The sequence below is a fragment of the Cohnella yongneupensis genome (genome assembly GCF_042655785.1).
Taxonomy (GTDB): domain Bacteria; phylum Bacillota; class Bacilli; order Paenibacillales; family Paenibacillaceae; genus Cohnella; species Cohnella yongneupensis.
The window spans coordinates 131587-158571 of sequence record NZ_JBHSNC010000057.1 but is presented as its reverse complement, the minus strand read 5'-3'; the positions used below and the strand labels follow the sequence as shown (position 1 = coordinate 158571).

The window sequence follows — 26985 nt, the reverse complement described above, 5'->3', positions numbered from 1 at the left end:
TTCTAGAAAGTTCGATAGCAATGCCTTACGGCAGGAAGGATAATCGTTATGCTAACCGACATCGTCGTTCCGTCCTTGCTCGGATTCGCGCTGTTGCTCTCGGGCATGAAGGTTATGGAAATCGCCCTCCAGCGTTGGGCCGGACAACGTCTGTCGTTGTGGGTAGCCCGTTCGACCGCAACGCCGCTTCGCGGATTTGCCGTCGGAACGGCCGCTTCGGCGTTGCTGCAGAGCAGCACGGCCGTCACCGTCTTGACGATCGGCTTCGTGAACGCCGGATGGCTCACGCTCTCGCGCAGCTTCGGCATCATCCTCGGCACGAACGTCGGGACTTGCTTGACGACGGAACTGATGAGCTTAAAGCTTCATCGCTTCGGCTTCTCGATCTTCGCCGCAGCGCTAGTCGGATGGATGATTACCGCGCTTCTCTACGAAGTGCGCATCGCCTCCGCGCCGTCCAAGCACGCTTTAACGCTCCGTTATGTATGCTTAGCTTTCGGAGGGTTCGGTCTATTGCTATTAGGATTTAAAATATTGCAAAGCATGGGCCCGTCGCTGCAAGCGAGCGGTACGTTCGACGCCCTCATGCGCCATGCGGCGGACAATCCGGTGTGGGGCGTTCTAGGAGGCGCGGCGCTCACGGCGCTCGTACACTCCAGCGCGGCGGTTATCGCCTTAAGCATGGGATTAGCCGCGACTGGCGCCTTATCGCCCGAAGCAGGCATCGCCATCGTACTCGGGGCCAATGTCGGTACCTGCTTCACCGGTCTGGTCGCATCGATCGGCGGCGGACGAGGCGGACGATTCGTCGCGCTGTCCCAACTCGCGCTTAACAGCGCCGGCGCGTTGTTGTTCTATCCGCTCATCGGCGCGCTTCACGCCGCGGCCGCGGCGATATCTCCGGGCGATCCTTCCGCGCAAATCGCGCACGCGCAAACGCTGTTCAACGTGCTCTGCTCGCTGATCGCGCTGCCGCTCGCTTACTTGCCTCGCTGGCGCAAGCCCGCATCGATCTCTCCGTCCGCCTAAGCCGCGGTGCTGACCGCTGCCGGCTTGCGATTATCGTCCGCCCATGGCGACCGCGACCCCGGCGCTCGTCCCGATCCGGTTGGCGCCCGCGTTCAAAAACGCGATCGCCGTAGCGGTATCGCGGATCCCTCCGGACGCTTTAACGCCGATCGTCTCGCCGACCGCTTCGCGCAACAGGCGCACGTCAGACACCGATGCCCCTCTTCCGCCGTAACCGGTACAAGTCTGCACGAAGTCCGCGCCCGCTTCCGCCGCCAGCTTGCCGGCGATTCGGATTTGCTCTTCCGTCAAATAGCCCGTTTCCACGATGACCTTAATGAGCGCGCCGCCTTGCATGGCTTGAACGACGGCGGAAATATCGCGTTCGACCGCGTCGATATCCCCGTCCCTCAGCTTGCCGACCGCGATCACCATGTCGATCTCGGACGCGCCGTCCTCCAATGCCGCCGCCGCTTCGAACGCCTTCGCCCGCGTCGCTTGCGCACCCAGCGGGTAACCGACGACCGCGCTCACCTTCACGCTCGTGGCGCCGAGCCGCTCGCGGCATAACCGAACCCAGCCGCCGTTGACGCAGACGCTATGGAAGCCTCCGGATTCGGCCGCGTCGCACAGGCTGATCAGTTCTTTGGCGCCGGATTCCGCGACTAAATGCGTATAATCGATAAATGCCGCTAAAGGTTGCCCAGGCAACCATATCGGAAAATTACGTTCTTCTGCCACTGATGATGCCTCCGTGTACTTACCGTTCTAGACCTTGTGGCCCAGCCTGCCGAGCGCTACGCGCAAAACTTCGTTATTGTTATCGTAGCCTTGCGTCTGCTGCAGCTCCCATGCTCGATCCGCCGCGTACCAGCCTACGCCGGTTATTTCTTCGACTTGCGCGACTAGCGCGCCTTCGCGCGCTTCTACCAAGAAGTAAAACACGGTTTTCTCCACCGTGCCTAACGATTGGTGCTCATAGGTGTAGCCGACGACCATCAGCTTATCCTTCAAATCTCCGACGATGCCGGTCTCCTCTTGGATTTCGCGCAACGCCGTCTGCTCGATCGTCTCTCCCGGCTCCATTTTGCCTTTGGCGATCGTCATTCGTCCGAACCTGTCCTCGATGAGCTGGATTTCCAGCTTGCCCTCGCGACGTCTATACACGACGCCGCCGCCCGAAGTTTCTTTAACCATTCGCCATCTCTCCCCTGACTATGAGAAAAAGACTTCATTCCGCGCCGTCTTGGATAGCTCTCGCAACCGCGACTTGCCCGGAATGAAATCTTTCCTTGCTTCGTTTATGCTTGCAGCGCGACCGGCCGTTCCGCATCGATGACTTCGAGCAGTTGCCCTTTGCACTCGTTAACGCCGGAATCCGTAATCCGCACGCGGCACAGCTTGCCGATGAGCGACGGATCGCCGTTCAGTACGACTTGAATGTAATTGTCCGTATAGCCGGATACGAGTCCTTGGCCTTCGAGCCCTTTGGCTTCGCGCTCCGGTATGACGTCCAACACTTGGCCGACCCATTCGCGTCCGTAAGCGGCTTGCATGCGCTCGGACAAATCGATCAGCTTATGCACGCGCTCATGCTTGAGTTCTTCGTCCACCTGGTCTTCCATTCTGGCCGCAGGCGTACCCGTGCGCTTCGAATAAGGGAAAACGTGCATCTCCGCAAACTTCATCTGCTCCATGAAGCGGAAGCCGTTCTCGAACTGCTCCTCGGTTTCGCCGGGGAAGCCGACGATGACGTCCGTCGTTATCGCTACGCCGGGCATAGCCTCGTGAAGGAGACGAATCTTCTCCGCGAATTCAGCGGTCGTATATTTGCGGCGCATCCGCTTCAAGATCGCGTCGTCTCCGGCTTGCAACGGAATGTGCAAATGGCGGCACATCTTAGGCGAGCCGTTCAAAACTTTGATCATCTGCTCGTCGATCTGGGAAGCCTCGATCGAGCTGATTCGGATCCGCTCCAACCCTTCGATCTTGTCGAGATCGGAAAGCAAGTTCGCAAGACGGTAGTTTTCCAGATCGTCCCCGTAGCCGCCCGTATGGATGCCGGTCAGGACGATTTCCTTGTAACCTGCTTCGACGAGCTGGCGAGCTTGATTCAGCACGCTGTCCGGTTTGCGGCTACGCGATAGCCCGCGCGACCACGGAATGATGCAGAACGTGCAGAAGTTGTTGCAGCCCTCTTGGATTTTCAGGAACGCCCTCGTACGATCGGAGAAATCCGGTACGTCGAGCTCCTCGAATTCACGCGTCTTCATAATGTTGCGAACCGCGTTAATCGGCTTGCGCTCGTTCTGGATGTCCGAGATGAACGACATCAGCTTCTCGCGGTCTTGCGTGCCGACGACGAGATCGACGCCCGGGATCGCCATAATTTCCGCCGGCGAAGTTTGCGCGTAGCAACCGGTGACCGCGACGATTGCGTCGGGGTTGCGGCGCACGGCGCGACGAATAATTTGGCGACTCTTCTTGTCGCCGGTATTCGTCACGGTGCACGTATTGATTACATAAACGTCGGCCGCCGTCTGCTCGAAATCGACCTGTTCATAGCCTTCGTTCTTAAACAACTGCCAGATCGCTTCCGTATCGTAGAAATTCACCTTGCAGCCGAGCGTATAAAATGCCACGTTAGGCATCTTTAATCTCCTCCTAGCTCTCCGGACGCATAAGCAATGCAAGCAAGCGCGTACAGAGCCGCCGTCTCCGTCCGTAATATTCTTTTGCCTAAGCCGATCAACTTAGCGCCCGCCGCGGAAGCGGCAGCCGCCTCCTGCTCGTCGAATCCGCCTTCCGGACCGACGACGATAAGGATGCAAGGCGCATTGATGGATTTCGTTCGAATCGAAGCCTCAAACTCCGTCAACGCGCGCTTCAGCCCGTTGCCTGCGCGGCCTTCTTCTTCGTAGCACATGAGCACGAGGTCGTATCCGCCGATCTTGCCGACTAACGCTTTCCACGTACTAACCGCCATCACTTCGGGGACGATGCTCCTGTGGCTCTGCTCCGCCGCTTCCTTCGCGATTTTGCGCCAGCGGTCTATGCGTTTGGCTTCCTTGCGTTCGTCGTATTGGACGACGGTTCGCTTGGACAAGAACGGCAAGAACGCCGCGGCGCCCGCCTCCGTCCCTTTTTGAATGACCGTCTCCAGCTTGTCGCCTTTGGGCAAGCTTTGCGCGACGGTCACCCGCCAAGCCATCTCGGCTCCGGAAATCCGTTCCTCGACGATGTCCGCATTCACTTTATCTTTGTCTACCGTAACGATCTTAGCCAACACTTCGCGGCCCGAGCCGTCGCACGCGATGAATTTATCGCCCGGTTTCGCTCTCATGACCTGCGCCAAATGCCGGGCGTCATCGCCTTCGAGCGCCACGGCTTCAGCCCCCAGTTGCGCCGGAGGCACGAAATAACGTTGCATGACCTAGCCTCCTGCTTAAACTCCATCCCACATCATACCGCGAAAATTCGACATTCGCCATAATCCTTTATTTAGTACCGAAGACTAGACCCAATAGGCGAAGAAGCCCCCGGGGAACCATGCGTTCAGCACGTGGATCATGCCTTTGACGATCGGAATACGCAAATCCATTAGCGGACCGATCGTATGATCGCGAAGCGGCGGCAAGAAGATGAGCAACAGGAAAATAAACGTCGCCCACTGCGCCTTCTCCTGGATCTGAATGCGCGTGCGGATCGGCAGAAACTCTTCTACGATCCGATAGCCGTCCAACGGCGGAATCGGGATCAGGTTAAACAGGAATAACGCGAGATTAATTTGCCACCATAAGCTAATAAAATCGATCAATCTGTCCATGTATGAGGCCGAAGGATCCGCGAACAATCCGAAAGCGTGCAGGACGTCGATAGCTAGCAAGAAGACGAAAGCCAGCAAAAAGTTGCTGATCGGACCTGCTGCCGTCACGAGAATGCTCATGACGCGAGGATTTTTAAAGCGGCTGCGGCGCACCGGCACAGGCTTCGCCCAACCGAAGCCCGCAAGCAGCAGGAACAGCATGCCGATCAAGTCGAGGTGCGCTCTCGGATTCAGCGTCACCCGGCCTTCGCGGTAAGCCGTATCGTCGCCGAACTTCCAAGCGGTCCATGCGTGCGCCCACTCGTGCACCGTGAACGCGACCAGCATAATTAAGACGATGACCGGTAAATACTCGATCGGGAACCAAAATAAGCTCACTCGCCATCCCCCTTCGGCTTACCGGCAACGAACGCGATCCATTCCTCTTGCCGGAGCTTGTCTACGATCTCGAACCCTGCCGCGAGCAATCCCGCCTCTACGGCCATTTCCTTGTTCTTATAGATGCCGGAGCAAATATAGATGCCGCCCGGCTTCAATACGTCCCTCACGTCGTCCAAGAATAGCAAAATAATTTCGGCGAGAATGTTCGCCACGACGATATCGACGGGCGGTTTTACGGCATTGGCATTGTCTCTTGTATCCCTACCGTTCAGGACGCCGAGCAGATCGCTTTCCCTCGCTTCGATAACTTCCTGAAGTCCGTTCTGGGCGATATTCTCTTTGGCGTTCGTAACCGCTACCGGATCGAGATCGACGGCTAGCACTTTGTCCGCGCCCAGCTTGATCGCGCCGATCGCGAGAATGCCCGAGCCCGTCCCTACGTCGATCACTTGTTCGCCGCCGGCAATCGCATTGTCCAGCGCCCGTAAGCATAACGCCGTCGTCGGGTGAGTGCCCGTCCCGAATGCCATGCCGGGGTCAAGCTCGATAATGAGCTCGCCTTCGTGACGCGGCGTATACTCTTCCCAAGTCGGCTTGATCGTCAGCCGCTCCGTAACCGCGATAGGCTTGAAATATTTTTTCCACGCGTGCGCCCAATCGTCCTCGTGAACGTCGCCCGTCGAGATCGTGAACTCGCCCGCATCATAGCCATATTCGGGAAGCCCGGCCAGCAGAACGCGCAGCTCCGCCGCGATCGCCGCCATGTCCGTCCCTTCGGCAAAATAAGCTTTGAACTCCGCGTAGCCTTTACGAATTTCGTTGAGCGGACGATCGTACAGTTCGCCATATTTCGTATCGCGAGGTTTGTTCTCGTCCCAGCCCTCTTCGACCGAGACGCCCCCCGCGCCTAATTCCGTTAAAAAATGGGTAACCATCTCTTGAGACGATTCCGTCGCCAAGACGGTCAATTCATGCCAGCGCAAATGCATTCTCCTCCTATGTATGCAACCCAGACGGTGTATCGGCTTTCGTACCCTTCATTATACACGTTCCAAATTGCTCGGCGCAAAGCCCATACAAAAACGCGCCCTCCGATAGGAGAGACGCGTTACTTGCCTTAAGATAAAAGCCCTCCGGCCTGTTGGATGACCGAACGCGCTTGCTCCATCGCCGAACCCGGAACTTTAACGGAAAGCGAGAAGAGCGCCTCCGGGCTTGCGAATTCGCCTAACGTGCTGGAAGATTCAACCGCGAACGCGGGCGCGGCATCGGTAAAAATATCGTCCGTATCTGTGAATGCATGGGACGAAGTCATCGCTTCCATCACGGGCGTCGACCGCGGGGCTAAGCCCGAGCCTGCGAGCCGTTCCAGCCTGAACTGATCGGCGCGAAGCGATGACAGCTTGCGGATGGCCGATTCCGCCTCGCCCTGCGAGTTAAATGCCGCCTGTAAAGACTGCATCTCCAATCGCGGTCACACTCCCTCGTTCAAGACGCGACGATTCGCGGCGGCCGCCCGCTCTTGCGCTTCTTGATCTTCCTCGTCGGCGAGCTCGTCCGCGAACTCGACGTCTTGATCGGATGCGATCGGCAATTGGCTGCTCGTCATGCCTTGGGACAATTCTCGTTTGGACATGGGTAAGATTCCTCCTATTCGATACGGGCCATGAGCGGCCCGGCAAATCTCCATTAGATTGCACCATCGGGGTGGAGGTTATTCCATGCCAAAAAAGCTGCCCGCAGCTCGGCGAACCGATTGCGAACAGCTTTCTAATTGGAGTTAATTAGTCCCCGCGAAACGCGCGTTTCATCCGCTCGAAAATCGATTGGTGCTGCTCGTGCGTCGACTCGCCGTTTTTGCTCGCGAATTCGCGAAGCAGCTCGCGTTGATCTTCGCTTAGCTGCGTAGGCGTAACGACCGTTACTTTGACTTGTTGGTCGCCTTGGCCGTAGCCGCGAAGCTTCGGCACGCCTTTGCCCTTCAGACGGAAGTACGTTCCGGTCTGCGTGCCCGCCGGCACCTTGAGCTTGACTTTTTCCGTCAGCGTCGGAATTTCGATCTCGTCGCCGAGCGCCGCCTGCGCGAACGTAAGCGGAATTTCGCAGTAAATATCGTCCCCTTCGCGTTCGAAGAACTCGTGGGATTTTACCCGAAGCACGATATACAAATCGCCTGCCGGACCGCCGCGAACGCCCGCTTCGCCCTCGCCCGTTACGCGAAGCTGCGAACCCTCATCGACGCCTGCCGGAATTTTTACGGAGATTTTACGTTGGCGCTTCACTTGACCGCTGCCGCCACAACCGCCGCAACGCTCCTTGATGATCTTGCCTTTGCCTCCGCAGCCGGAGCACGCGCGTCTATTCACGATACGCCCGAAAGGCGTATTTTGCGCCACTTCCTGCTGGCCGGAGCCGCGGCAGATCGTACACGTCTCAGGCTTCGTTCCCGGCTTCGCACCGTTGCCATGACACGTGTCGCACGTTTCCGTGCGCGGAATCGTAATTTCAGTCTCCTTGCCGAATACCGCTTCCTTGAACTCGATCGTCATCGTATATTGAAGATCGTTGCCGCGTTGCGGCGCGTTCGGATCGCGTCTTCCGCCGCCGCCTCCGAAGAACATATCGAAGATGTCGCCGAAGCCGCCTCCGAAGTCCGCGCCGCCTCCCCCGAAGCCCGCGGACGGATCCTGATGGCCGAATTGATCGTAACGCGCGCGTTGCTGATCATCGCTCAGCACGTCATACGCTTCCTTAACTTCCTTGAATTTCGATTCCGCGTCCGGTTCCTTGTTGACGTCCGGGTGATATTTTCGAGCCAACGTGCGGTAAGCTTTCTTCACGTCCTCCGCACCTGCGTTTTTATCCACGCCAAGCACTTCGTAATAATCTCTCTTGTCGGCCACTTCTCCACCTCCTCATGAGGAAAGTCAAAGCGGCTCCGCCCAGTGCGGAAGCAGCTTTGACTTTCGGTCTATCCCAAGCTAATGCGGCATGCTGCCGCGATTGAATCTTAGTTTTTCTTGTCTTCGTCGACGACTTCGTAGTCCGCATCGACGACGTTGTCTTTCTTAGGTCCGGACGAAGCTTCAGGACCGCCTTCAGGCGCGCCTTGGCCTTGTTGCGCTGCCGCTTGCTCGTACAGCTTCATCGACAGCTGTTGCACGATTTCGCTAAGCGCGTCGGCAGCCGCTTTAATCTCTTCGGCGTTCTCGCCTTGAAGCGCAGCCGTAACTTTCTCTTTCGCCGCGTTGGCTTTCTCGATTTCGCTAGCGTCGACTTTGTCGCCCAGTTCTTTCAGCGTTTTGTCGACGGTGTATACGAGTTGGTCGGCGCTGTTCTTAGTCTCGATCAGTTCGCGGCGGGTTTTGTCTTCTTCCGCATGCAGTTCGGCTTCCTTCTGCATCCGCTCGATTTCGTCCTTGCTCAGGCCGCTCGAAGACGTAATCGTAATTTTTTGGCTCTTGCCCGTGCCTTTGTCGAGTGCGGATACGTTAACGATACCGTTCGCGTCGATATCGAAAGTTACTTCGATTTGCGGAACGCCGCGAGGAGCCGCCGGAATGTCGCTCAAAATGAAGCGACCGAGCGTTTTGTTGTCTTTCGCCATCGCGCGCTCGCCTTGCAGGACGTGGATTTCGACTTGCGTCTGCATATCCGCGTACGTCGAGTACACTTGCGATTTGCTCGTCGGGATCGTCGTGTTGCGATCGATCATTTTCGTCAAGACGCCGCCTGCGGTTTCGATACCGAGGGACAACGGAGTTACGTCGAGCAATACGACGTCTTTAACGTCGCCCGTCAGAACGCCGGCTTGAACGGCTGCGCCGAGCGCAACGACTTCGTCCGGGTTAACGCCTTTGTGAGGTTCTTTGCCCGTCAGCTTCTTGATCGCTTCGACGACGGCAGGAATACGCGTGGAACCGCCTACGAGCACGATTTTGTGGATGTCGGCAGGCGTCATGCCCGCGTCGGACATTGCTTGGCGCGTAGGACCCATCGTACGTTCAACCAAAGAAGCGGTCAACTCGTCGAATTTCGCGCGGCTGAGCGTAAGCTCCAAATGCTGAGGAACGCCGTCAACGACCGTAATGAACGGCAACGAGATCGTCGTCGTCAATACGCCGGACAGTTCTTTTTTCGCTTTTTCCGCGGCATCCTTCAGACGTTGAACCGCAGCTTTATCTTTCAACAGCTCGATGCCGTGTTCTTTTTTGAATTCGTTGGACAGCCATTCCATGATCACTTGGTCGAAGTCGTCGCCGCCGAGGTGGTTGTCGCCGCTCGTCGCTTTAACTTCGAAGAAGCCGTCTCCAAGCTCGAGAATACTAACGTCGAACGTACCGCCGCCAAGGTCGAACACGAGAATCGTTTGGTCTTCGGTTTTTTCGAGGCCGTATGCGAGCGCCGCAGCCGTCGGTTCATTGACGATACGAAGCACTTCGAGACCGGCGATGCTGCCCGCGTCTTTGGTCGCTTGGCGTTGGCTATCGTTAAAATATGCCGGAACCGTAATAACCGCTTGGGTTACCGGTTGGCCTAAGTAAGCTTCGGCGTCCGCTTTCAGCTTTTGCAGGATGATGGCGGAAATTTCTTGCGGGGAATACGATTTGCCGTCGATCGTTTCCTTGTGGGACGTACCCATGTGACGCTTGATCGAGATGACCGTGCGGTCCGGGTTCGTGATCGCTTGACGCTTAGCCGTCTCGCCGACGACGCGTTCGCCGTCTTTCTTAAAGCCGACGACCGATGGGGTCGTGCGGTTGCCTTCCGCGTTAGGGATTACAACTGCCTCGCCGCCTTCCATTACGGCTACGCAAGAGTTCGTCGTACCTAAGTCAATGCCGATTACTTTACTCATGTCGAATGCTCCTCCTCCAAATACGTGCGCTTCTAACGCTCGGTTTAATCGATTGCTATCGTCCGTCTAACGGACGGGACCCGTATTAACCGCTGACTTTAACCATCGCAGGGCGAATGACTTTGTCTTTGAGCCAATAACCGGATTGGATCACTTCCACGACGGTGCCTTCCTCGTACTCGTCGCTTTCCACTTGCATAATCGCTTGATGGTGCTCCGGATCGAATGGTTGACCGACCGCGTCCATCGGTTTCAAGCCTTCGGCTTCCAATACCTGGGACAACTGGCGATAGATCATGTCTACGCCTTTGGCGAAGGAATCGCTTTGCGCGCCTTCCCCGTTCGCCGCGAGCGCGCGCTCGAAGTTATCCAGCACGGGCAGCAATTGCCCGACAAGCTTCGATGTCGCGTATTGCGCCAACTCTTCCTTTTCCTTCATCGTGCGACGACGGAAATTATCGAAATCGGCCTGCGCGCGCAAGTAGCGGTTCTGATTGTCTTCCGCCAAGCGCTCCAGCGCTGCGAGCCTAGAATCTTGTTCACCGGATGTTTCGACTGCTTCCTCTTGGTCTGCAGGGGCATTATGATTGCCCGATAATGGCTCGTTCTCCGCGATGATTTCTTCTTCGTGTTGATCGTTCATCTCTACGGACTCCTTCGTCTCGTTCGTGCTCATGCCGTCTTCACCTCCTTACCGTGCCACCCTATATAGGGGGCTATACAACTTATTATTTGAACCCTCGGGACATTAATAAGGCAATATCCTTGGATAAATAATCGAGTAAACTCATGACTTTCCCGTATTCCATGCGTACGGGGCCAAGAATGCCGATCGTGCCGAGCGATTGCCCTTCGAGCGAATACGTCGCGGTTATGAGACTGCATTGATTGATCGCTTCGACCGCGTTTTCCGTGCCGATTTTGATCTGAATGCCGCCCGGATGCGATTGGAACAGCTGGGTCAATTTTTGCGTCTCTTCCAGCATGCCGAGAATGCTCTTCGCCTTGTCGACGTCCTTGAATTCGGGTTGCGTTAGCATATTCGAAGCGCCGCTCAAGAATACTTTGGGCGCGTGCTTCTCGGTGATCGCCTGCTCGAGCAGCGTCAACACTTCTTCGCAATGATCGACGTATCGGTTGAGTTCCTTGGCAATCTCGCTGTGGAGCACGGCTTTGACGCGGAAGAACGGTACGCCGCTTAGCTTCTCGTTAAGCACGGCCACGATCTTGCTCATGTCTTCCATCGTTATGCCTTCGGGAATGTTGATCGTCCGATGTTCGACATGTCCGGTGTTCGCCACGATAATCGCAACCGCGGATGCATCGGTAATCGGGACGAGCTGAAAATGCTTCAGCGTCGTATTGAAAATTTCCGGACCGAGCACGATCGACGTATAATTCGTAAGCTGGGACAAAATCGTCGCCGCATGACCGATGACGTCTTCCCAATGATTCATTTTCTCCGCGAAAAAGCTGCGGATCTTGCGTACGTCCTGATCCGACGCACCGTCTAAGGTCACGAGATGATCGACGTAGTAACGATAGCCTTTAATAGAAGGAATACGTCCCGCGGACGTATGAGGCTGCTCCAGCAAGCCCAGTTCCTCCAGGTCGGCCATTTCGTTGCGGATCGTTGCCGGACTGAAGGACACGTCAGCGCGTTTGGAAATGCTGCGCGATCCGACCGGTTCCGCGGAACGTACGTAATCGTCGATAATGGCACCCAAGATCATCCGTTGACGTTCGCTTAACATCCGTTGTCCTCCTCTGCGTGGTCCGCTCATTTCGTTAGCACTCAAATTCGTCGAGTGCTAACGACTAATACAAAAATACCAAACCGAAGACGGTCGTGTCAAGAACGTACCCGCTCGGTTTGGCATGGAAAATCAAGTTCTCGCATAGCTCATTTCCGCGGCTTCAGGCATCAATTCGATGCGCTTCAGCACGGCGATTTCGTCGCAATTGTTTTGCTTGGGACAGTTGACGCAATCCGTCCATACTTTCTCCGGAAAAATTTCCTTGTCGACGATATGGAAACCGTTCTTCTGAAAGAAGGACACTTCGTAGGTGAGCGCCATGACCTTCGGAATCCGTTGCTCCTTCGCCTCTGCCATCAGCGCGTCGACGAGCTTGCTTCCGATACCTTGCCCCTTATAGCCGTCGGCGATGCCGAGCGAACGAATCTCTACGAGATCCGAGCCAAGCTTCAAGAGCGACCCGCAGCCGACTAGCTTGCCAGCGTCATCCGCGACGACGAAGTTGCCGATATTGCGAGCGAGCGCCTCGCGCGAACGCGGCAGCATAATGCCTTGCGCCGCATACCCTTGTATAAGATCGTGGAGCGCATTCACGTCCTCGGACTTCGCTTTCCGACAAATAACGGGCATGACCCACCCCTTCTTTCTACCCGATCTGGCTGATTGATATGAATAAATATACAACAATCCGAATGATGTAACAAGACGCAATTCCAGTTCCGGTCAATGCGATTATTAATCGGGCCTATAAAAATAACGATCTGTAAACGCGTGGCCAATCGATTAAAATGAGTGTATAAATCATGCATCCCGAAGGAGAGAGCGTCATGCCGAACAACGATAACCTTGCCGACCATTTGCTCGAAACTAGCATCGCCGTTTTACAAAGCCAAAAGAAGCTCGGAGATAAAGCAATGAGCCAGCTGGATGAATCCGGCTTTTTCTGGACGCCGGACCTCGAGAGCAACAGCATCGCCGTAATCGTCAAGCATCTGTCCGGTAACATGGTATCCCGCTGGACGGACTTCCTGAACACGGACGGAGAGAAGCCCGATCGTAACCGCGACGACGAATTCGTAGACGACATCGCTAATCGTTTATGCAGCCAAAGCGCATAAATCCGCCGAGTGGCGAACGCTTAGTATCGCCAAAAACGCGTCTGCGGCGTTTAACGCGCGCATGAACCGCAGCTAGACGAAGGCGCCGAACACTTCGTTGCCGAGCAGCACGCCTTGCGGCGTCAAACGGTATCCCGCCTGCTCGGTCTTCGCTAGCAAACCTTGCGATTGCAGCTTCGCAAGCGCCGGTCCGAACGCATCTTCCAACGTCGCGCCCCCGAACTGCCGTCCGAAATCTAGCTGGCTGACGCCTTGCAGCATCCGCAAGCCAACCATCATGAAGTCGCCCATCGCGTCTTCCGCGCTGACCGGATTCGTCTCCAACCGCGGAAGCGTCCGGTTCGCGGCGTCGATATAAGGCTGAACGCCTTTGATGTTCATATGCCGCTGCCCTAGCGCATAGCCGTGCGCGCCTGCGCCAAGACCATAATACGGCTCGTTGCGCCAATACGTCGTGTTGTGGCGGCTCTCGTAGCCGGGTCTCGCGAAGTTGCTGATCTCGTATTGACGGTAGCCTTCCCCGCCTAACCGTTCCATTAAATATTCGTACATCGCCAGCTCCTCTTCCTCTTCCGGAAGCGGCAGCTCGTCGCGTTGATAGAGCCTGTGGAACAGCGTGTTCTCCTCTACCTTCAAGCCGTACAGCGAGTAATGCGGCAAATCGAGCTCGATCGCTTTGTTTACGCTGTCTTTGAGCTGCTCGAGCGTCTGGTTCGGCAAGCCGAACATGAGGTCGATGGACAGGTTAGTGAAGCCCGCGGCTTTGGCGTTCGCGATGCTCTGCACGACGTCTTGCGCGGCATGAATGCGGCCGATCGTCTGAAGCAAGCCGTTATCGAACGTCTGCGCGCCGAAGCTGATCCGGTTAACGCCGCCCGCTCTCATGGCCGCAAGCTTATCCGGATCGGTCGTTCCCGGGTTCGCTTCCATCGTAAACTCGGCATCCGGCGAGATCGGGAAATGCCTGCGGACCGAATCGAGGAATCGGGTCATCTGCGCGGGATCGAGCACGGTCGGCGTTCCGCCGCCCACGAATACGGTATCGATCGACTCCGGCGGCAAGGTTGCGACCGTGAGCTTCATTTCATTTTCCAACGCGTCCAAGTAGGCATCTATCGGTTGTCCCGCGGCTACATAGGAATTAAAGTCGCAATAAAAGCACTTGTTCGTGCAAAACGGGATATGAATGTACAGCGCCCGCGGAGTCCACGTGTGCATTGGCATTACGCTTGTCGTGTTCATGCTTCACCACTCTTCGGGAATAGCGGTATGGAATCGCGCTAATTCCGTATTTTAGTATTCGTTAAATGTGAATAGCGTTACCGGACAACGTTATTTCCTCCCAGAAAGCCGTCGTGGCCAGCTAGAAGGCTGATAACGTTACCGCATAACGCTATTGTTAGATGATCGTTGCGTATCTGATGCAATAACGGTATTCGATAACGCTATCGATAGGGACGGCATGGCTATGAGCCTTTAATCGTCGTCCAAACTCAGTACGGCCATGAACGCTTCTTGCGGCACTTCCACGTTGCCGACTTGCTTCATCCGCTTCTTGCCTTCCTTCTGCTTGTCGAGCAGCTTCCGCTTCCGCGAAATGTCCCCACCGTAACACTTGGCGAGAACGTTCTTCCGCATCGCCTTGATCGTCTCGCGGGAGACGATCTTCTGTCCGACCGCCGCTTGAATCGGCACCTCGAACATTTGACGCGGGATGAGGTCTTTAAGCTTCTCGCAAATAATGCGTCCGCGATTGTACGCGCGATCGCGGTGAACGATGAATGAAAGGGCGTCGACCTTCTCGGAGTTGAGCAAAATGTCCATCTTCACCAAATTGGATTGACGGTAGCCGGACAGCTCGTAATCGAACGACGCGTAGCCTTTCGTGCTCGACTTCAGCTGGTCGAAGAAATCGTAGACGATTTCCGCGAGCGGAACGTCGTACTTCAGCGTGACGCGGTTCGTGTCCAAGTATTGCATGTCGATAAACTCACCGCGTTTGCCTTGGCATAGCTCCATGATCGCGCCGACATATTCGTTCGGCACGATAATCGACGCCTTTACGAACGGCTCCTCGACGAAATCGATCTTAGCCGTATCCGGATATTCGGCCGGATTCGAGATTTCGAGCATTTGTCCGTCCGTCTGCGTGACGTGATAAATAACGGATGGCGCGGTCGTAATGAGCGGAATGTTGAACTCGCGCTCGATGCGCTCCTGGATGATCTCCATGTGGAGCATGCCGAGGAAGCCGCAACGGAAGCCGAAGCCGAGCGCTTGCGACGATTCGGGCTCGAAACGAAGGGAAGCATCGTTCAGCTCTAGCTTCTCGAGCGCGTCGCGCAAATCGTTATAGTCCGTAGACTCGATCGGGAACAGTCCGCAGAACACCATCGGGTTAATGCGGCGGTAGCCCGGCAGCGCTTCCGGAGTCGGGTTTTTCGCGTCCGTAATCGTATCCCCTACGCGCGTGTCCTTCACGTTCTTGATAGAAGCGGCCACATAACCTACGTCGCCAGGTCCTAGCTCGTCGACGGCCGTCTGTCTCGGCATGAACGTACCGATCTCGACGACCTCGAATTGCGCGCCCGTCGCCATGAACTTCATCTTCGTGCCCGGACGGATCACGCCGTCGATGACGCGAATGTAGCAGACGACGCCCCGGTATGCATCGTAATGGGAGTCGAAAATAAGCGCTTTAAGCGGCTTGTTCCGATCGCCTTGCGGCGCCGGCACTTTTGCTACGATTTGCTCCAGAATTTCCTTGATGCCGATACCGTTCTTCGCCGAAGCGAGCACAGCGTCGCTGACGTCGAGACCGATGACGTCCTCGACTTCCTGCTTAACGCGCTCGGGTTCCGCGCTCGGCAAGTCGATCTTGTTGATGACCGGTACGATTTCCAGGTTGTTATCCAGCGCGAGATAAACGTTCGCGAGCGTTTGCGCCTCGATGCCCTGCGCGGCATCGACGACGAGAATTGCGCCTTCGCATGCCGCCAAGCTGCGCGATACTTCGTACGTGAAGTCGACGTGCCCGGGCGTATCGATCAGGTGCAACAAATAAGTTTCGCCGTTATCGGCTTTGTATCTCAAGCGTACCGCCTGAAGCTTAATCGTAATGCCGCGTTCGCGCTCTAGGTCCATTGAATCGAGCACTTGAGCCTGCATTTCGCGGGACGTGAGCGCTCCGGTGAATTCCAATATGCGGTCGGCCAACGTCGATTTGCCGTGGTCGATGTGCGCGATAATACAGAAATTACGGATATGGCTTTGTTTGATTGTCGGTTCTGCCATTAAAATAATTACCCTCCAGCCGGTTCCTTGCGTCCATTGACTATCACTTCATTATAGCAGTGCCGGACGGATGCATCAATGAATGGTTGTACCGGTTACTTCTCGGACGACGACTCGATCGTAATGCCATCGACGTGACGTTTGCTCATGAGCTTGCGCTTCTTGCGATTGGCGACCGTGTCGAAGACGATGTCCATGTCGTAGTCCTGGTCCGGATACAGCACCTTGCGCTCGATATAACGGCGCACGCGCTTGTGGTTCAGGACGATCTTGTCCTTTTGGACTTGAATCGTTACGTTGCCTCTCTCGTCCGGTAATCTGAACAGGACGCCGGTTCGCTTCAGATGAGGGATGAACACGACATCGCCGACCTCCCAATCCGGTTGCACGGGGAGCGGCTGTTGCGCTTGTTGCTTGGCGCGAGCGGATTGCGGTTTCGTCCCTCCGGAAGGTTCGAGGTGCTGAGCGACGGGAATAACGATCGGCTCGCCCGAGCTCCCGGCGGTATCACCCGGTTTCAAGCTACCCGTTATGACCCGAGCCCGTTCGATAATGTGAGGCGGGATGCCGAGCTTCGCGGCGATGACGAACGCATAGCTGTTGCCGGCTTCGCCCATGTCCAGCCGGTATAACGGCCTAAGCGTCTCTTCATCGAACGCCATTCTCGCGTTTTTGAAGCCGGGCGTTACGCGGGCGTATTCCTTGATCTCGTTAAAATGGGTCGTGGCCATTAAGCTCGCGCCGCGGCGGTACAGCTCCTCGAGCACCGCGATCGACAAGCCGACGCCTTCGCCGGGGTCGGTACCGGTCGCAAGCTCGTCGAGCAGCACGAGCGTCCGATTCCCCGCATGCTGCAAAATATCAATCACGTTGCGCAGGTGAGAAGAGAACGTACTAAGCGAGGCATCCAAGCTCTGATCGTCTCCGATATCGACTTCGATCGACCGGAAGACGGCTATGCTGCTTCCTTCCGCAGCCGGAATAAGCAGCCCGGACTGCGCCATGAGCGTCAACAAACCTACGGTTTTGAGCGCGACCGTCTTGCCACCCGTATTCGGCCCCGTAATGAGCAACGCACGATAGTCGCCGCCAAGCTGTACGTTAAGCGGCACGGGAGTCCCGGACAGCAGCGGATGGCGCCCTTCGCGCAAGTCGATTCTACGGTCTTGGTTAAGCGACGGCGCCGTCTCCCCGATCGCGTGTCCCCACTTCGCCTTCGCGAACAAAAAGTCGTAGTGTCCTACCGTTTCCAAGTTAATGTTCAACTCGTGCGCATAGCTCTCGGCGACTCCGGTCAGCTGCGCGAGAATTTGGGATTCCTCTCTCGACTCTTCGGATCTCAGCGCGCTAAGCTCGTATTGAAGCCCCGCGACTTCGGAAGGCTCCACGAATACGGTTTGCCCGCTCGCCGATTCGTCCAGCACCGTGCCCGGCACCCGTTTGCGGTACTCCTTCTTAACCGGCAGCACGTATCTTCCGTTCCTCTGGCTGACGAGCCGCTCTTGCAAAATATCGGACAAATGCGAAAGCATGCCTTCAAGCCGCTTTTGCAGCCGTTCTTCGGCGGTGCGAATTTTTTTGCGAATTTTGTGCAAATTGCCGCTCGCCGTATCGACGATCCTACCGCGATCGACGCTCTGTTCGATTTGCTCGCGGAGCGGCTTCAAGTCGTGCATCGCATACACGTAAGAAGCGACGGACGGCGCCTCCGCCTTCTTCGATGCCATGTATTGCTTCAGTTGCTCGCAGCTTCGGGCGAATTGGGCGAGATGTCCGAAATCGTGCTCGTTAAGCACGTAGCCGGTACCGAGCAGCGCCGTTATCGTCTCCATGCCTTCGAGCGAAGGCAACGGCGCGCTCGCTCCTTTGGCTAACAAGGCGCACGCCTCTTTGGCTTCAGCCAACCTTTGCGCGATGACAGGCATGTCTTCGATCGGTTGCAGTTGTTCGATCTGTTGTCTGCCCAAGTAAGTCGCAGCGTAACTTAATAGCGTCTCGATGACGCGGTAATATTCCAGCTTGTTCAGCGCATGTGTTCTCAAAAGGGGGAGCCTCCTAATGGCTAATTAATGTGTGGGTTCGAATTGCGATGGACGCAAAAAAGCCGTGCCCCGAATGAGCACGGCTTAACATTCCTATTACGCCCGTTGGCTAGGAAGTTTCACCGGTTCTTCACTGGCATCCATCCGCGCCTATGCGTACGACGAAACAGACCTTTATCAGAAGGCTATTCGTACTCGCATATGGCACAGCTTATTGGATTATCAGTTAAGAACCAGGACCAACATATTAATTTTCCCCTTAACGGTTGAAGTGTTTTCATCATAGACGACTAGCCGCTCGCCCGTCAAGCGGCTCCCGCCTACTACGGGCGCGGAATGCGTAGACGACGGCGAGGCCGAGCGCCAACGACAATAAGCCGCAGAACAGGAACGCTAGGTGTACCCCGTACTTGTCGGCCGCCCAGCCCGTGAACAGGTTGCCGAAAGGCGTACTGCCCGCGAACACGAGCGTATAGACACTCATAACTCTAGCCCTATATTCGTCGGCCGCGGAAATTTGCAACAACGAATTGCTGTTCGTCGCGACCGCGATGTTCAAAAATCCGCTTATTAGCAGCATGACACCCGCCACCGCCGATGTTTGGGCGATCGCGAGCAGCAACAACCCTAGCGGGATAACCATGCTGAGCGCGACAGTCAGCTTCAGCTTCGGTCCCCGCCGGCTTCGCATGCCGATCGTCAGAGCGCCGATAAGCGATCCGACGCCTAGGCACGACATAAGCGCCCCGTACGTCGTCGCTCCCGCTCCAAGCACGTCTTGCGTGAGCACCGGGACGAGTACGTTGAAGTTAAAGCCGAGCGTGCCGACGATCGCGACGAGCAGCACGGTTTGCGCCAGTTGCGCGTTCGAGCGGATGTAAGACAAGCCGTCGCGGATTTCGCTCCATACGGTGCTGCCGACGCGTACTTCCCGGATAAACGGCGTAAGCTTCAGTTGCCTCAACGTCAGCAGCACGACGATGAACGACGTGCCGTTCAAGACGTAACACCAACCGACGCCGACAGTCGCTATGAGCAGCGTGCCTACTGACGGACCGACGATTCTCGCCAGGTTGAACGTCATCGAGTTGAGCGCGACCGCGTTCATAAGATCGTCCCGGCCCACGAGCTCGATATTCATCGATTGCCGCGTCGGCATATCGAACGTATTCGATACCCCTAGCAGGAACGCCATAACGAGAATGTGTTCGAACCGGATCGTCCCCGTGAACACGAGGACGGCGGTCGTGAACGCGAGCGTCATGGCAATAGTCTGCGTCACCATCAATATCGTCTTCTTCGGGAACTTGTCGACGATGACGCCGGCGAACAACGAGAGTACCGTCAGCGGCAAAAACTGCGCAAGCCCCAGCATCCCCAGTAAAAGCGGCGACTTTGTCAGCGAGAGCACGAGCCAGGCTTGGCTCACGTTCTGCACCCAGGTCCCGATCAAGGAAACGCACTGTCCCAGCCAGAACGTCCTATAGTTCCGGTGAGTCAGCGCGTGAAAATACGCGTGGACGAATCGCGTCGTCCTGCCCGCATACGCGGTCATCCGATCGCTTCGGTCGGAACGGCCAGCAAGCTTGACTCAGCCGGGCGTCGGCCGTTAGGCTTCTCCCGCTCGCGCAAAGCTTCGGGAAGCGAAGCCGCATCCGCGCGATAACCGAGCGCGATAACCGCGTGCAGCTCGAGGTTGGCAGGCGTGCCGAGCGACTCGCGAGCCAGCTCGCGATCGAAGCCGCCTAAGGCCCGAGTCGATAGTCCGACGAGCTGCGCTTGCAGCGCCAAGATGCCCCATGCCGCGCCTGCATCGAAGGCGTGCGAGCCGTTCGGATCTCCGTTTTCTTTCAGCTTCTCGGAAGCGATCAATAGCAGCACAGGTGCTCCATCCGTCCAAAGTCGGTTGTTGGGCTTAATGAACCTGCAGAACGTCGCGTGCTCCTTAGGCGTGCGAGCCACGTAAAACCGCCAAGGCTGCTGATTGCTCGACGATGGCGCCCATCGGGCGGTTTCCAGAACGGTCGCCAGCAGCTCATCCGGCACCTGGCGCGGCTCGTAAGCTCTCGGCGACCACCGGTTCAGCACGAGCGGGTGAACGGGAGCATTTGCCTTCCGTGCTTCGGAAACTTCCGCAGAATACCGGGAGGGAAGCTCCCAGTCTTTCGTCTGTATCGTACTCATAACGTATTTCCTCCGTTTAGTTCGCTCGAGAATACTCTCCGCAGAAAACGGAGCGAATTGTCCAGCGCGTCTTCCAAATGCTTCGTGAAGCCTTCGTACGGGTGCTTCGCATTAAACGAGTGGTCCGCCCCGCCGATCGCGACAAACGATTGCTCGGGGTACGCGTCCTGCAGCTCGTTAACGGCCGTAAGCAACCGTTCGTGATCAGCGGTTCCGTAGACGACGAGCACGGGAATGTCGAGATCTCCGTACGTGCCGACCACGTCGTACCGATCGGCGTTCGCGGTTAGGTCCGCCAGGATCGCCTCCTCGCGGATCGTCAATTTCGCGCCTTCCTGAGCGATCGGCGCGTTCGGCGCGGATACTCCCCCGTTCCATGCGATGACGGCGCGTACGGCCGGCTCCCGGGAGGCGAACAAGACGCCGCTGCCTGCCGCCCGGCTATGTCCTAAGACGGCAACGTTCTCAATGTCCGCATCGCCTTCCAAACCTAGTCCCGTCGTTCGCAGACGCGACACGACCGCTTCCCAATCCGCGAGCTCTTGCCCGAACGTCGCGGCTTGCGCGATCGCTTCGTCGGTTAGCCGATCTTCTTCGGCCGCGATACGGGCGAAGTCGAAGCTCACCGTATAATACCCCTGTTCGGCGAACCGTCTGGCGACGTCCGGCCAGAACGACCATAGCCTATGGGCGCGGAAGCCGTGCCCGAGCACGAGGACGGGCTTGCGACGCCCGTCCTGCAGCACGCGTACTTCGCCCCGAATGCGCAAACCGTTAGCCTGCGGAATTTCAAAACTTGCGATGGCAAGCGTTTCCGATGTCATCTCTAATCCCTCCTCTATTTGCGCACTTTTTCCCCTGCGCTTAAGGTTGTTTCAGCACCCAATCCTGTATGTTGAAATCGGCGGACGCCAGCTTCTCCTCTACGAGGAAGTTTTTCGTCCCTTCTAGCAGTTTGAGGCCATCGTCCGTGAAAGGAACATCTTTGATATCCGAAATCGGCGACACTTTTTTGACCTGCTCCACGGTCGCGTTATTGACCTGCGCGATAAACTCGTAATACTCGTCTACGTGCTGCTTCAAGTCCGCCAAAGCCTTCTGCCGCGCTTCGTTCCATATTTTCGGGAAATCCGGAAACTTCTCGAGGTACGCATCCGAGACGACCGTCGCGCTCGTTCCGAGTAGCTCAGGATGCTTCGAAGAGTCGTCCAAAAGCGGGAACCCTTGAGCGATAAGCTTCAAGGACGGCACGCCCGAATTCGTGATCGCGTCGACTTCTCCTCGCGCGAGGGCCGCCTCTCCGTCAGGTCGCAGCATATGGATGTACTTGACGTCCTTGATGCCTTCGTTCTTCAGCAATCCGACGATATAACGGTGCATGTAAGAGCCTTTCTGAATCGCGATCGTCTTGCCTGCTAGATCCTGCAGCGTCTTCGGACCGTCCTTCTTCCCAATCAAATAACCGATCTGGTTCGTCAGCGGCTGCGAGATGAGACGCGTCTTCGCGCCGGAGGATCGTGCCAGAATCGCCGGCGTATCGCCTAGGCTGCCGAAGTCGAGACGGCCGCTAATAAGCGCCTCCGTCTGATCCGGTCCGTTCGGGAACCCGACGGTCGTCACCTCCTCGATGCCGTATTTTTTCAACTCCGCTTGAATGATGCCTTTATAGAGCCCCCAGCCTTCGGCGCCGCCGGGCAGGTTGAGCTTATTCGTGCCGATGTATCCGTAAGTAAGCGTCTTGGGGATGTTCGCGAAAGGCGATTCGGACTCCGATGCCGATGGAGAAGCCGCGCCTGCCGCAGCGGGCGATGCCTCGTTGTTGCTGGACTTGCCGCAGGCTTGCACGGCGATTAGGGAGATGGCCGTCAAAGCGACCAATCCGGTTTTGCGTAAGGCGGATACGATAGATTTTGATGACATGGATGATAAGCTCCTCTCGAATTTGAACGATTATGAATTGGCTGCTTTAAAATGACGTTTTGACCGCGAGCTGGTACATATATTCGTGCTTCGACACCGGCGTCCGGCCGGGCCCCCAGCCGACTTTCTCTCGGTAACCGCCCAGCAGGCCCTTGCCGTCGAGCTCTTCCTCGTTCACCGCGAGGATGCTTTCTGAGTCGGGCGCGACGTAAAGCGCGTCGACCGGGCAATAGAGCTCGCACATGAAGCAGGTTTGGCAATCGCTTTGACGGGCGATGACCGGGATGCCGTCCACGACCCTATCGAACACGTTCGTCGGGCATACGTTGACGCATTGGTTACAGGAAATGCATTTGGACTCGCTCAGAAGCTCGATCATTAATGCGCACCCTCCTTAAGCTCCGCGATGCTCTCGGCGACATCTACGGCGCGAACCTGAATATCGTCTAAACCGCTCGTGACTAGCCGGTAGCGCTGACCGCCGTCCAGCTTAGGGAAGTCTTCGCGCTTGTGCATGCCCCGCGTTTCCGTCCGGACTTGGGCGGTACGGTACATCCAGCGCGCGGTTGCCGTCATCGCGGCTGCTTCTCTTGCCTTCACGCCGCCCGCGTCGCGAGTCGATACGGAACCTCGAATATCCTTCCACAGATCGTCGAGCCGACCGAGCGATTGTGTTAACCCTGCGTCCGTACGGAACAAATTGCGATCGTATGGCGTCACTTCGTCTCTTACCGCCTGGATGCGTTCTTCCGTGCGGGAGGCGGTCAAAGCTTCGGCCGCTCCCGTCGTCCGGTGAGTCAGCACCGTAGAGGACAATCCTCTAAGCCTGCGCGTCTCGCCGCCTTCGCCGAGCTTCTTGACGTACGCTGCCGCGCCGCCGCCGGCGAACGAGCCCGAGGACATCGCCCATGCCGCGTTATGGCTGCCGCCGCCGGTAAAGCCGCCGCAGATGAACTCCCGCGTCGCCGCGTCGCCCGCCGCGTACAGCCCCGGTACTATCGTGGCGCAATTCTCGTCGATGACGTGAATGCCGCCCGTGCCGCGGACGGTGCCTTCTAGCCGAAGCGTTACCGGGAATTTGTCTTTGAACGGATTGATGCCGAGTCGGTCGAACGGAAGGAAGAAATTCGTCTGCCCAACGCGCAGCAGGTGATGAATGTCTTCCGGCGCTTGGTCGAGCGTTGCGTATACTTGACGGCCTTGCAGCAAGTTGCGCGCGATGACCGAACGACCGCGGGTCGAACCGGCGCCCTCTACGACCGTACCGTCCTCGTAGTAGAACGAAGCGTATCGGTAATACGCCGTCTTCGTTACGGACGAGAACGTCGGAGAGATGGCGTACGCGTTCGAAAATTCCATGCCTGACAGCTCCGCTCCCGCTTCGGCGGCGAACAGATATCCGTCGCCCGTCAGCACGTTTGTACCGAGCGCCTTGCTCAGGAACGCGCAGCCTCCCGTGGCTATGATGACCGCGCCCGATCGGACGGTCCACGTGCCGCCCGCTTGCGTCCGAACGCCGGTCGCGCCTCCGACGCCGTGTTCGTCGGCGAGCAATTCCAGCGCCGGACTGTGGTCGAGAATTTTGACTCCGGCCTTATGAACTAGCTTGCGCATGAGCTTCATGTATTCGGGCCCTTGCAGCCCGCGTTTGTAGGGCGTTCCGGATTCGTCCAGCGGAAACGGGTAGCCCCACGTTGCCAGTTTGTTCATATTGTCGAACGTGCGGTCGAGCACTTGATCCATCCAGCGAGATTCCGCGAGATGTCCGCCCAGCGTATACCGGCTCCCCTTCGCTTCTTCCCGAAGCTTCTCGTCGGGCTTCACGTACCAGACGCCGGTCCCGGAGGGCGCGGTCGCGCCGCTCGAACCGCAATAGCCTTTGTCGACGAGCACGACCTTCGAGCCTTGCCCCGCCGCCGTCAGCGCCGCCCATGTACCCGCCGGCCCGCCACCGATAACGAGCACGTCGGCATCCAGCACCAAATCGTTCAACTGTTGTACGCTCATTGTTTTCTCCGCCTCCTATTGATCTATCGTTAATAAATGGTTACCCTTCGTAGCTTTCGCGCCAATGCAGCAGCTTGCGTTCCAACAATCGAACGAGCGAATCGACGAGCTTGCCGACGATGGCGAACACGAGGACGCCGACGTAAATATCTTCCGTGACGGACGTCTGTTTGCCGAGGTTGATCAGAAACCCGATGCCGGACTGCGATCCGATCAGCTCCGCCACGACAAGGCCGATCCAGGACAGCGCCAACGACAACCTGACGCCCAGCAGAATGCCGGGCAACGCGGCGGGGATGACAAGCCGCAGCAGTAGGCGCGCGCGGCTGAAAGCCAGCACTTTAGCTACGTCGAACAGCTTGTTATCCACGTTGCGGATCGCCATGAACGTATTCACGTAAAGCGGGAAAAAGGCGCCGATCGCGATGATGACGATTTTCGACTGCTCCCCGAAGCCGAACCATAAGATGATGAGCGGCGCGACGGCCAGATGGGGAATCATCCGCAGCATTTGCATGCTCGGGTCGAGCACGTATTCCGCCTTGCGGGACAATCCGGCGAGCAGCCCAACCAAGAGACCTAGGCTGCCGCCGATCAGAAATCCGATTAAAGCGCGCCAAACGCTAATACCCAGGTGGTGAAATAATTCGCCCGACGAGATCAACGCTCCGAACGTATCCGCGGTCGCTTCCGGCGAAGGCAGGAATAGCGGATTCGTCCACCCCTGCGCTGCCGACCATTGCCACAAGACGAGCAACAGAACGGGTATAACGGCTCCGATGGCGAAATCGAATCCGAGCGTTTTCCACCGGGCATAGGCTTGGCTGCGATCTTTCTTAACCGGCGCGGCGGCGTTCGCTGGCGGCGGCAACGTCGTTGCCGGGGCTTGCGGCAGCCTTATTTCCGCTTGCTCGATGCTCATAGTCGTTTTTCCTCCCTTGCTTTAGCCTCTGTACGTGTCTTGCCAGCGAAGCCACCTGCGTTCCAAGAGCTTAACCAGCGAATCCGTCAGCTTGCCGACGACCGCGAATACGAAGATGCCGACGAACACGACCGGCGTCTTAGTAAACTGTCTGGCGTCCGACATCATATAACCGATGCCCGAGGTGGACGCCATTAGCTCCGCCACGACGAGTCCGAGCCAGGCAACGCCGAGCGATAACCGAACGCCGAGCAGAATGTGCGGCAGCGAGGCCGGAAGCACGAGCCGGATAATTTGTTTGAACCGGCCGAATGCCAGCACGCGCGATACGTCGAACAGCTTGCGGTCCACCGAGCGAATGCCAAGGTAGGTATTGATGTAGAGCGGGAAAAAGGCCCCTTTGGCGATCAGCAATATTTTCGATTCCTCCCCGATCCCGAACCAGAGGACGAACAGCGGAGCGAGCGCGAGGGAAGGCACCATTCTCAGCATTTGGACCGTCGGATCGAGCGTCTTCTCCGTGCTCCGAAACAGGCCGACGGCGATACCGAGCACGAGCCCGAGCCCTCCGCCAAGAGCGAATCCGAGCGCCGCCCTCGTCAAGCTGATATGAAGATGCATCCACAGCTCGCCGGACGCGCTTAGATCGACGAATGCTTGGGCGATCGTGTACGGCGTCGGGTACAGCATCGTGGAAATATAACCGAGATCGCCGAGCGCCTGCCAGACCGCTAATAAGGTGACGGGCAACGCCGCTCCTAGCGCCGCGATTACCCAGCGGCGGCTTGCTCCCGCGCTAGCCGCAACTCCCTGTCTGCTCATGAATGCTTCCCCCTTTCGTCATAAGCCTGCGCGGTCCACCCATTCGGTGTCCTCGATTCGCTCGAATTCGCTCAGCACTTTGAGCCTTAGCGACTGGAACGACGTCGTCGCCTTCTTCCGCGGATAGGGCAACGTAACCGGCACGATGCTGCGAATGCTGCCCGGACGAGGCTTCAGGATAACGATCCGGTTCGCGAGGAACACCGCTTCGTCGATGTCGTGGGTGACGAAAATCATCGTCGTCTTGTTGTGCTGCCAAATATCGAGCAACACCTCCTGCATGTGCGCCCTGGTGAATGCGTCGAGCGCGCCGAACGGCTCGTCGAGCAACAGCACCTTTGGGCTACGGAGAAGCGCGCGGGCGATAGCGACCCGCTGCGCCATTCCGCCGGACAGTTCGCGCGGATAGGCGTTCTCAAAGCCTTGCAACCGCACGAGCTCGATCAGCGAATCGACCCTCTTTCGTATGTCCGGATTTCTTAGCGAGAGGTCCGCGGCGATGTTCTTCTCGACCGTCAACCACGGGAACAACCGCGGCTCCTGAAAAATAAACCCTTTGTCGATGCCCGGACCGGTCACCTCTTTGTCGCTTAGCTTGACGCTGCCTTCGTAGGCTAGATCGAGCCCCGCGACGATTTTGAGCAGCGTGCTTTTGCCGCAACCGCTCGGGCCGATGACGGTAATGAATTCTCCCTCCTGCACCTTCAGATCGATACCGCTTAGTGCGTTTACGGTCGACTTGGGCGTCTGAAACGATTTGTTCAATCGCTCGATTTCAAGCACAGATACGCTCATCGCCATTCCCCTCTCCTTCATCCGCTTAATCCGTCCTCCTAAAACAAAAGA

27 protein-coding genes are annotated in these 26985 nt (G+C 57.2%); 2 read left to right on the top strand and 25 right to left on the bottom strand.

All coding sequences use genetic code 11. From position 1 onward, the window contains the following. The first annotated feature begins 48 nt into the window (after positions 1-48). The gene (locus ACFPQ4_RS22060; RefSeq protein WP_378114082.1) at positions 49-1029 is read left to right on the top strand and encodes a Na/Pi cotransporter family protein; all 981 of its coding nucleotides are present in this window, start codon (positions 49-51) and stop codon (positions 1027-1029) included. A gap of 30 nt (positions 1030-1059) precedes the next feature. On the opposite strand, the gene deoC is transcribed toward ACFPQ4_RS22060, so the two are convergent. The 13 genes from deoC to ACFPQ4_RS21995 all read right to left on the bottom strand — a co-directional run bounded on the left by deoC (position 1060) and on the right by ACFPQ4_RS21995 (position 12460). Next, a complete protein-coding gene (gene deoC / locus ACFPQ4_RS22055; protein WP_378114081.1) occupies positions 1060-1749 on the bottom strand; it encodes a deoxyribose-phosphate aldolase in 690 nt (229 codons plus the stop codon). A 27-nt stretch (positions 1750-1776) separates the two neighbouring features. Next, positions 1777-2205 (bottom strand): NUDIX hydrolase, encoded by a 429-nt coding sequence (locus ACFPQ4_RS22050; RefSeq protein ID WP_378114080.1) that lies wholly within the window; start codon positions 2203-2205, stop codon positions 1777-1779. A 104-nt stretch (positions 2206-2309) separates the two neighbouring features. Beyond that, complete coding sequence (gene mtaB, locus ACFPQ4_RS22045; RefSeq protein ID WP_378114079.1) at positions 2310-3659, bottom strand: tRNA (N(6)-L-threonylcarbamoyladenosine(37)-C(2))-methylthiotransferase MtaB; 1350 nt, start codon at positions 3657-3659, stop codon at positions 2310-2312. 2 nt (positions 3660-3661) lie between these two features. Then, complete coding sequence (locus tag ACFPQ4_RS22040) at positions 3662-4438, bottom strand: 16S rRNA (uracil(1498)-N(3))-methyltransferase (RefSeq protein ID WP_378114078.1); 777 nt, start codon at positions 4436-4438, stop codon at positions 3662-3664. An 84-nt stretch (positions 4439-4522) separates the two neighbouring features. Beyond that, positions 4523-5212, bottom strand: a complete 690-nt coding sequence (locus ACFPQ4_RS22035) for a site-2 protease family protein (RefSeq protein WP_378114077.1) — start codon at positions 5210-5212, stop codon at positions 4523-4525. Then, complete coding sequence (gene prmA, locus ACFPQ4_RS22030) at positions 5209-6198, bottom strand: 50S ribosomal protein L11 methyltransferase (RefSeq protein ID WP_378114076.1); 990 nt, start codon at positions 6196-6198, stop codon at positions 5209-5211. Before prmA ends, ACFPQ4_RS22035 begins: the two co-directional genes overlap by 4 nt. 134 nt (positions 6199-6332) lie before the next feature. Beyond that, positions 6333-6683, bottom strand: coding sequence for a CBS domain-containing protein (locus ACFPQ4_RS22025; protein WP_378114075.1), 351 nt, complete (start codon positions 6681-6683; stop codon positions 6333-6335). Between the two features lie 6 nt (positions 6684-6689). After that, a complete protein-coding gene (locus tag ACFPQ4_RS22020; RefSeq protein ID WP_378114074.1) occupies positions 6690-6851 on the bottom strand; it encodes a YfhD family protein in 162 nt (53 codons plus the stop codon). Positions 6852-6999: 148 nt separating this feature from the next. Next, a complete protein-coding gene (dnaJ, locus tag ACFPQ4_RS22015; RefSeq protein WP_378114073.1) occupies positions 7000-8118 on the bottom strand; it encodes a molecular chaperone DnaJ in 1119 nt (372 codons plus the stop codon). 107 nt (positions 8119-8225) lie between these two features. Then, entirely contained in the window at positions 8226-10073 is a 1848-nt protein-coding gene (gene dnaK / locus ACFPQ4_RS22010; protein ID WP_378114072.1) for a molecular chaperone DnaK, read from the bottom strand. An 85-nt stretch (positions 10074-10158) separates the two neighbouring features. Then, positions 10159-10749 (bottom strand): nucleotide exchange factor GrpE, encoded by a 591-nt coding sequence (grpE, locus tag ACFPQ4_RS22005; protein WP_378114071.1) that lies wholly within the window; start codon positions 10747-10749, stop codon positions 10159-10161. Between the two features lie 52 nt (positions 10750-10801). Continuing rightward, the gene (hrcA, locus tag ACFPQ4_RS22000; protein WP_378114070.1) at positions 10802-11827 is read right to left on the bottom strand and encodes a heat-inducible transcriptional repressor HrcA; all 1026 of its coding nucleotides are present in this window, start codon (positions 11825-11827) and stop codon (positions 10802-10804) included. Positions 11828-11959: 132 nt separating this feature from the next. After that, positions 11960-12460: an N-acetyltransferase gene (locus tag ACFPQ4_RS21995; protein ID WP_378114069.1), complete on the bottom strand. Its 501-nt coding sequence runs from the start codon at positions 12458-12460 to the stop codon at positions 11960-11962. Between the two features lie 197 nt (positions 12461-12657). On the opposite strand from ACFPQ4_RS21995, the gene ACFPQ4_RS21990 reads away from it, so the two are divergent. Continuing rightward, on the top strand, positions 12658-12948 hold the full coding sequence (locus ACFPQ4_RS21990) for a DUF1572 family protein (protein ID WP_378114068.1): 291 nt from the start codon (positions 12658-12660) through the stop codon (positions 12946-12948). 72 nt (positions 12949-13020) lie between these two features. Here the strand turns inward: ACFPQ4_RS21990 and hemW are convergent, their stop codons facing one another. The 12 genes from hemW to ACFPQ4_RS21930 form a co-directional block, all read right to left on the bottom strand. Next, complete coding sequence (gene hemW / locus ACFPQ4_RS21985) at positions 13021-14172, bottom strand: radical SAM family heme chaperone HemW (protein ID WP_465251456.1); 1152 nt, start codon at positions 14170-14172, stop codon at positions 13021-13023. 252 nt (positions 14173-14424) lie between these two features. Then, the gene (lepA, locus tag ACFPQ4_RS21980) at positions 14425-16242 is read right to left on the bottom strand and encodes a translation elongation factor 4 (protein WP_378114066.1); all 1818 of its coding nucleotides are present in this window, start codon (positions 16240-16242) and stop codon (positions 14425-14427) included. A 95-nt stretch (positions 16243-16337) separates the two neighbouring features. Next, positions 16338-18284 carry an endonuclease MutS2 gene (locus tag ACFPQ4_RS21975; RefSeq protein WP_378114065.1) on the bottom strand — a complete coding sequence of 649 codons (1947 nt, stop codon included), beginning with the start codon at positions 18282-18284 and terminating at the stop codon, positions 16338-16340. A gap of 280 nt (positions 18285-18564) precedes the next feature. Then, a complete protein-coding gene (locus ACFPQ4_RS21970; RefSeq protein ID WP_378114064.1) occupies positions 18565-19839 on the bottom strand; it encodes an MFS transporter in 1275 nt (424 codons plus the stop codon). Continuing rightward, a complete protein-coding gene (locus ACFPQ4_RS21965) occupies positions 19836-20468 on the bottom strand; it encodes a nitroreductase family protein (protein WP_378114063.1) in 633 nt (210 codons plus the stop codon). Before ACFPQ4_RS21965 ends, ACFPQ4_RS21970 begins: the two co-directional genes overlap by 4 nt. Next, positions 20465-21292, bottom strand: coding sequence for an alpha/beta hydrolase family protein (locus ACFPQ4_RS21960; protein ID WP_378114062.1), 828 nt, complete (start codon positions 21290-21292; stop codon positions 20465-20467). Before ACFPQ4_RS21960 ends, ACFPQ4_RS21965 begins: the two co-directional genes overlap by 4 nt. A 40-nt stretch (positions 21293-21332) precedes the next feature. After that, the gene (locus ACFPQ4_RS21955; protein ID WP_378114061.1) at positions 21333-22388 is read right to left on the bottom strand and encodes an ABC transporter substrate-binding protein; all 1056 of its coding nucleotides are present in this window, start codon (positions 22386-22388) and stop codon (positions 21333-21335) included. Between the two features lie 46 nt (positions 22389-22434). Then, positions 22435-22767, bottom strand: a complete 333-nt coding sequence (locus ACFPQ4_RS21950) for a 4Fe-4S binding protein (RefSeq protein ID WP_378114060.1) — start codon at positions 22765-22767, stop codon at positions 22435-22437. Continuing rightward, complete coding sequence (locus tag ACFPQ4_RS21945; RefSeq protein WP_378114059.1) at positions 22767-24395, bottom strand: FAD-dependent oxidoreductase; 1629 nt, start codon at positions 24393-24395, stop codon at positions 22767-22769. The genes ACFPQ4_RS21950 and ACFPQ4_RS21945 overlap by 1 nt, the downstream gene beginning before the upstream one ends. Positions 24396-24435: 40 nt before the next feature. Beyond that, positions 24436-25317 carry an ABC transporter permease gene (locus ACFPQ4_RS21940; RefSeq protein WP_378114058.1) on the bottom strand — a complete coding sequence of 294 codons (882 nt, stop codon included), beginning with the start codon at positions 25315-25317 and terminating at the stop codon, positions 24436-24438. A gap of 21 nt (positions 25318-25338) precedes the next feature. Continuing rightward, positions 25339-26139, bottom strand: a complete 801-nt coding sequence (locus ACFPQ4_RS21935; protein WP_378114057.1) for an ABC transporter permease — start codon at positions 26137-26139, stop codon at positions 25339-25341. A gap of 18 nt (positions 26140-26157) precedes the next feature. Then, positions 26158-26934, bottom strand: a complete 777-nt coding sequence (locus ACFPQ4_RS21930) for an ABC transporter ATP-binding protein (protein WP_378114512.1) — start codon at positions 26932-26934, stop codon at positions 26158-26160. Between the last annotated feature and the right edge of the window lie 51 nt (positions 26935-26985).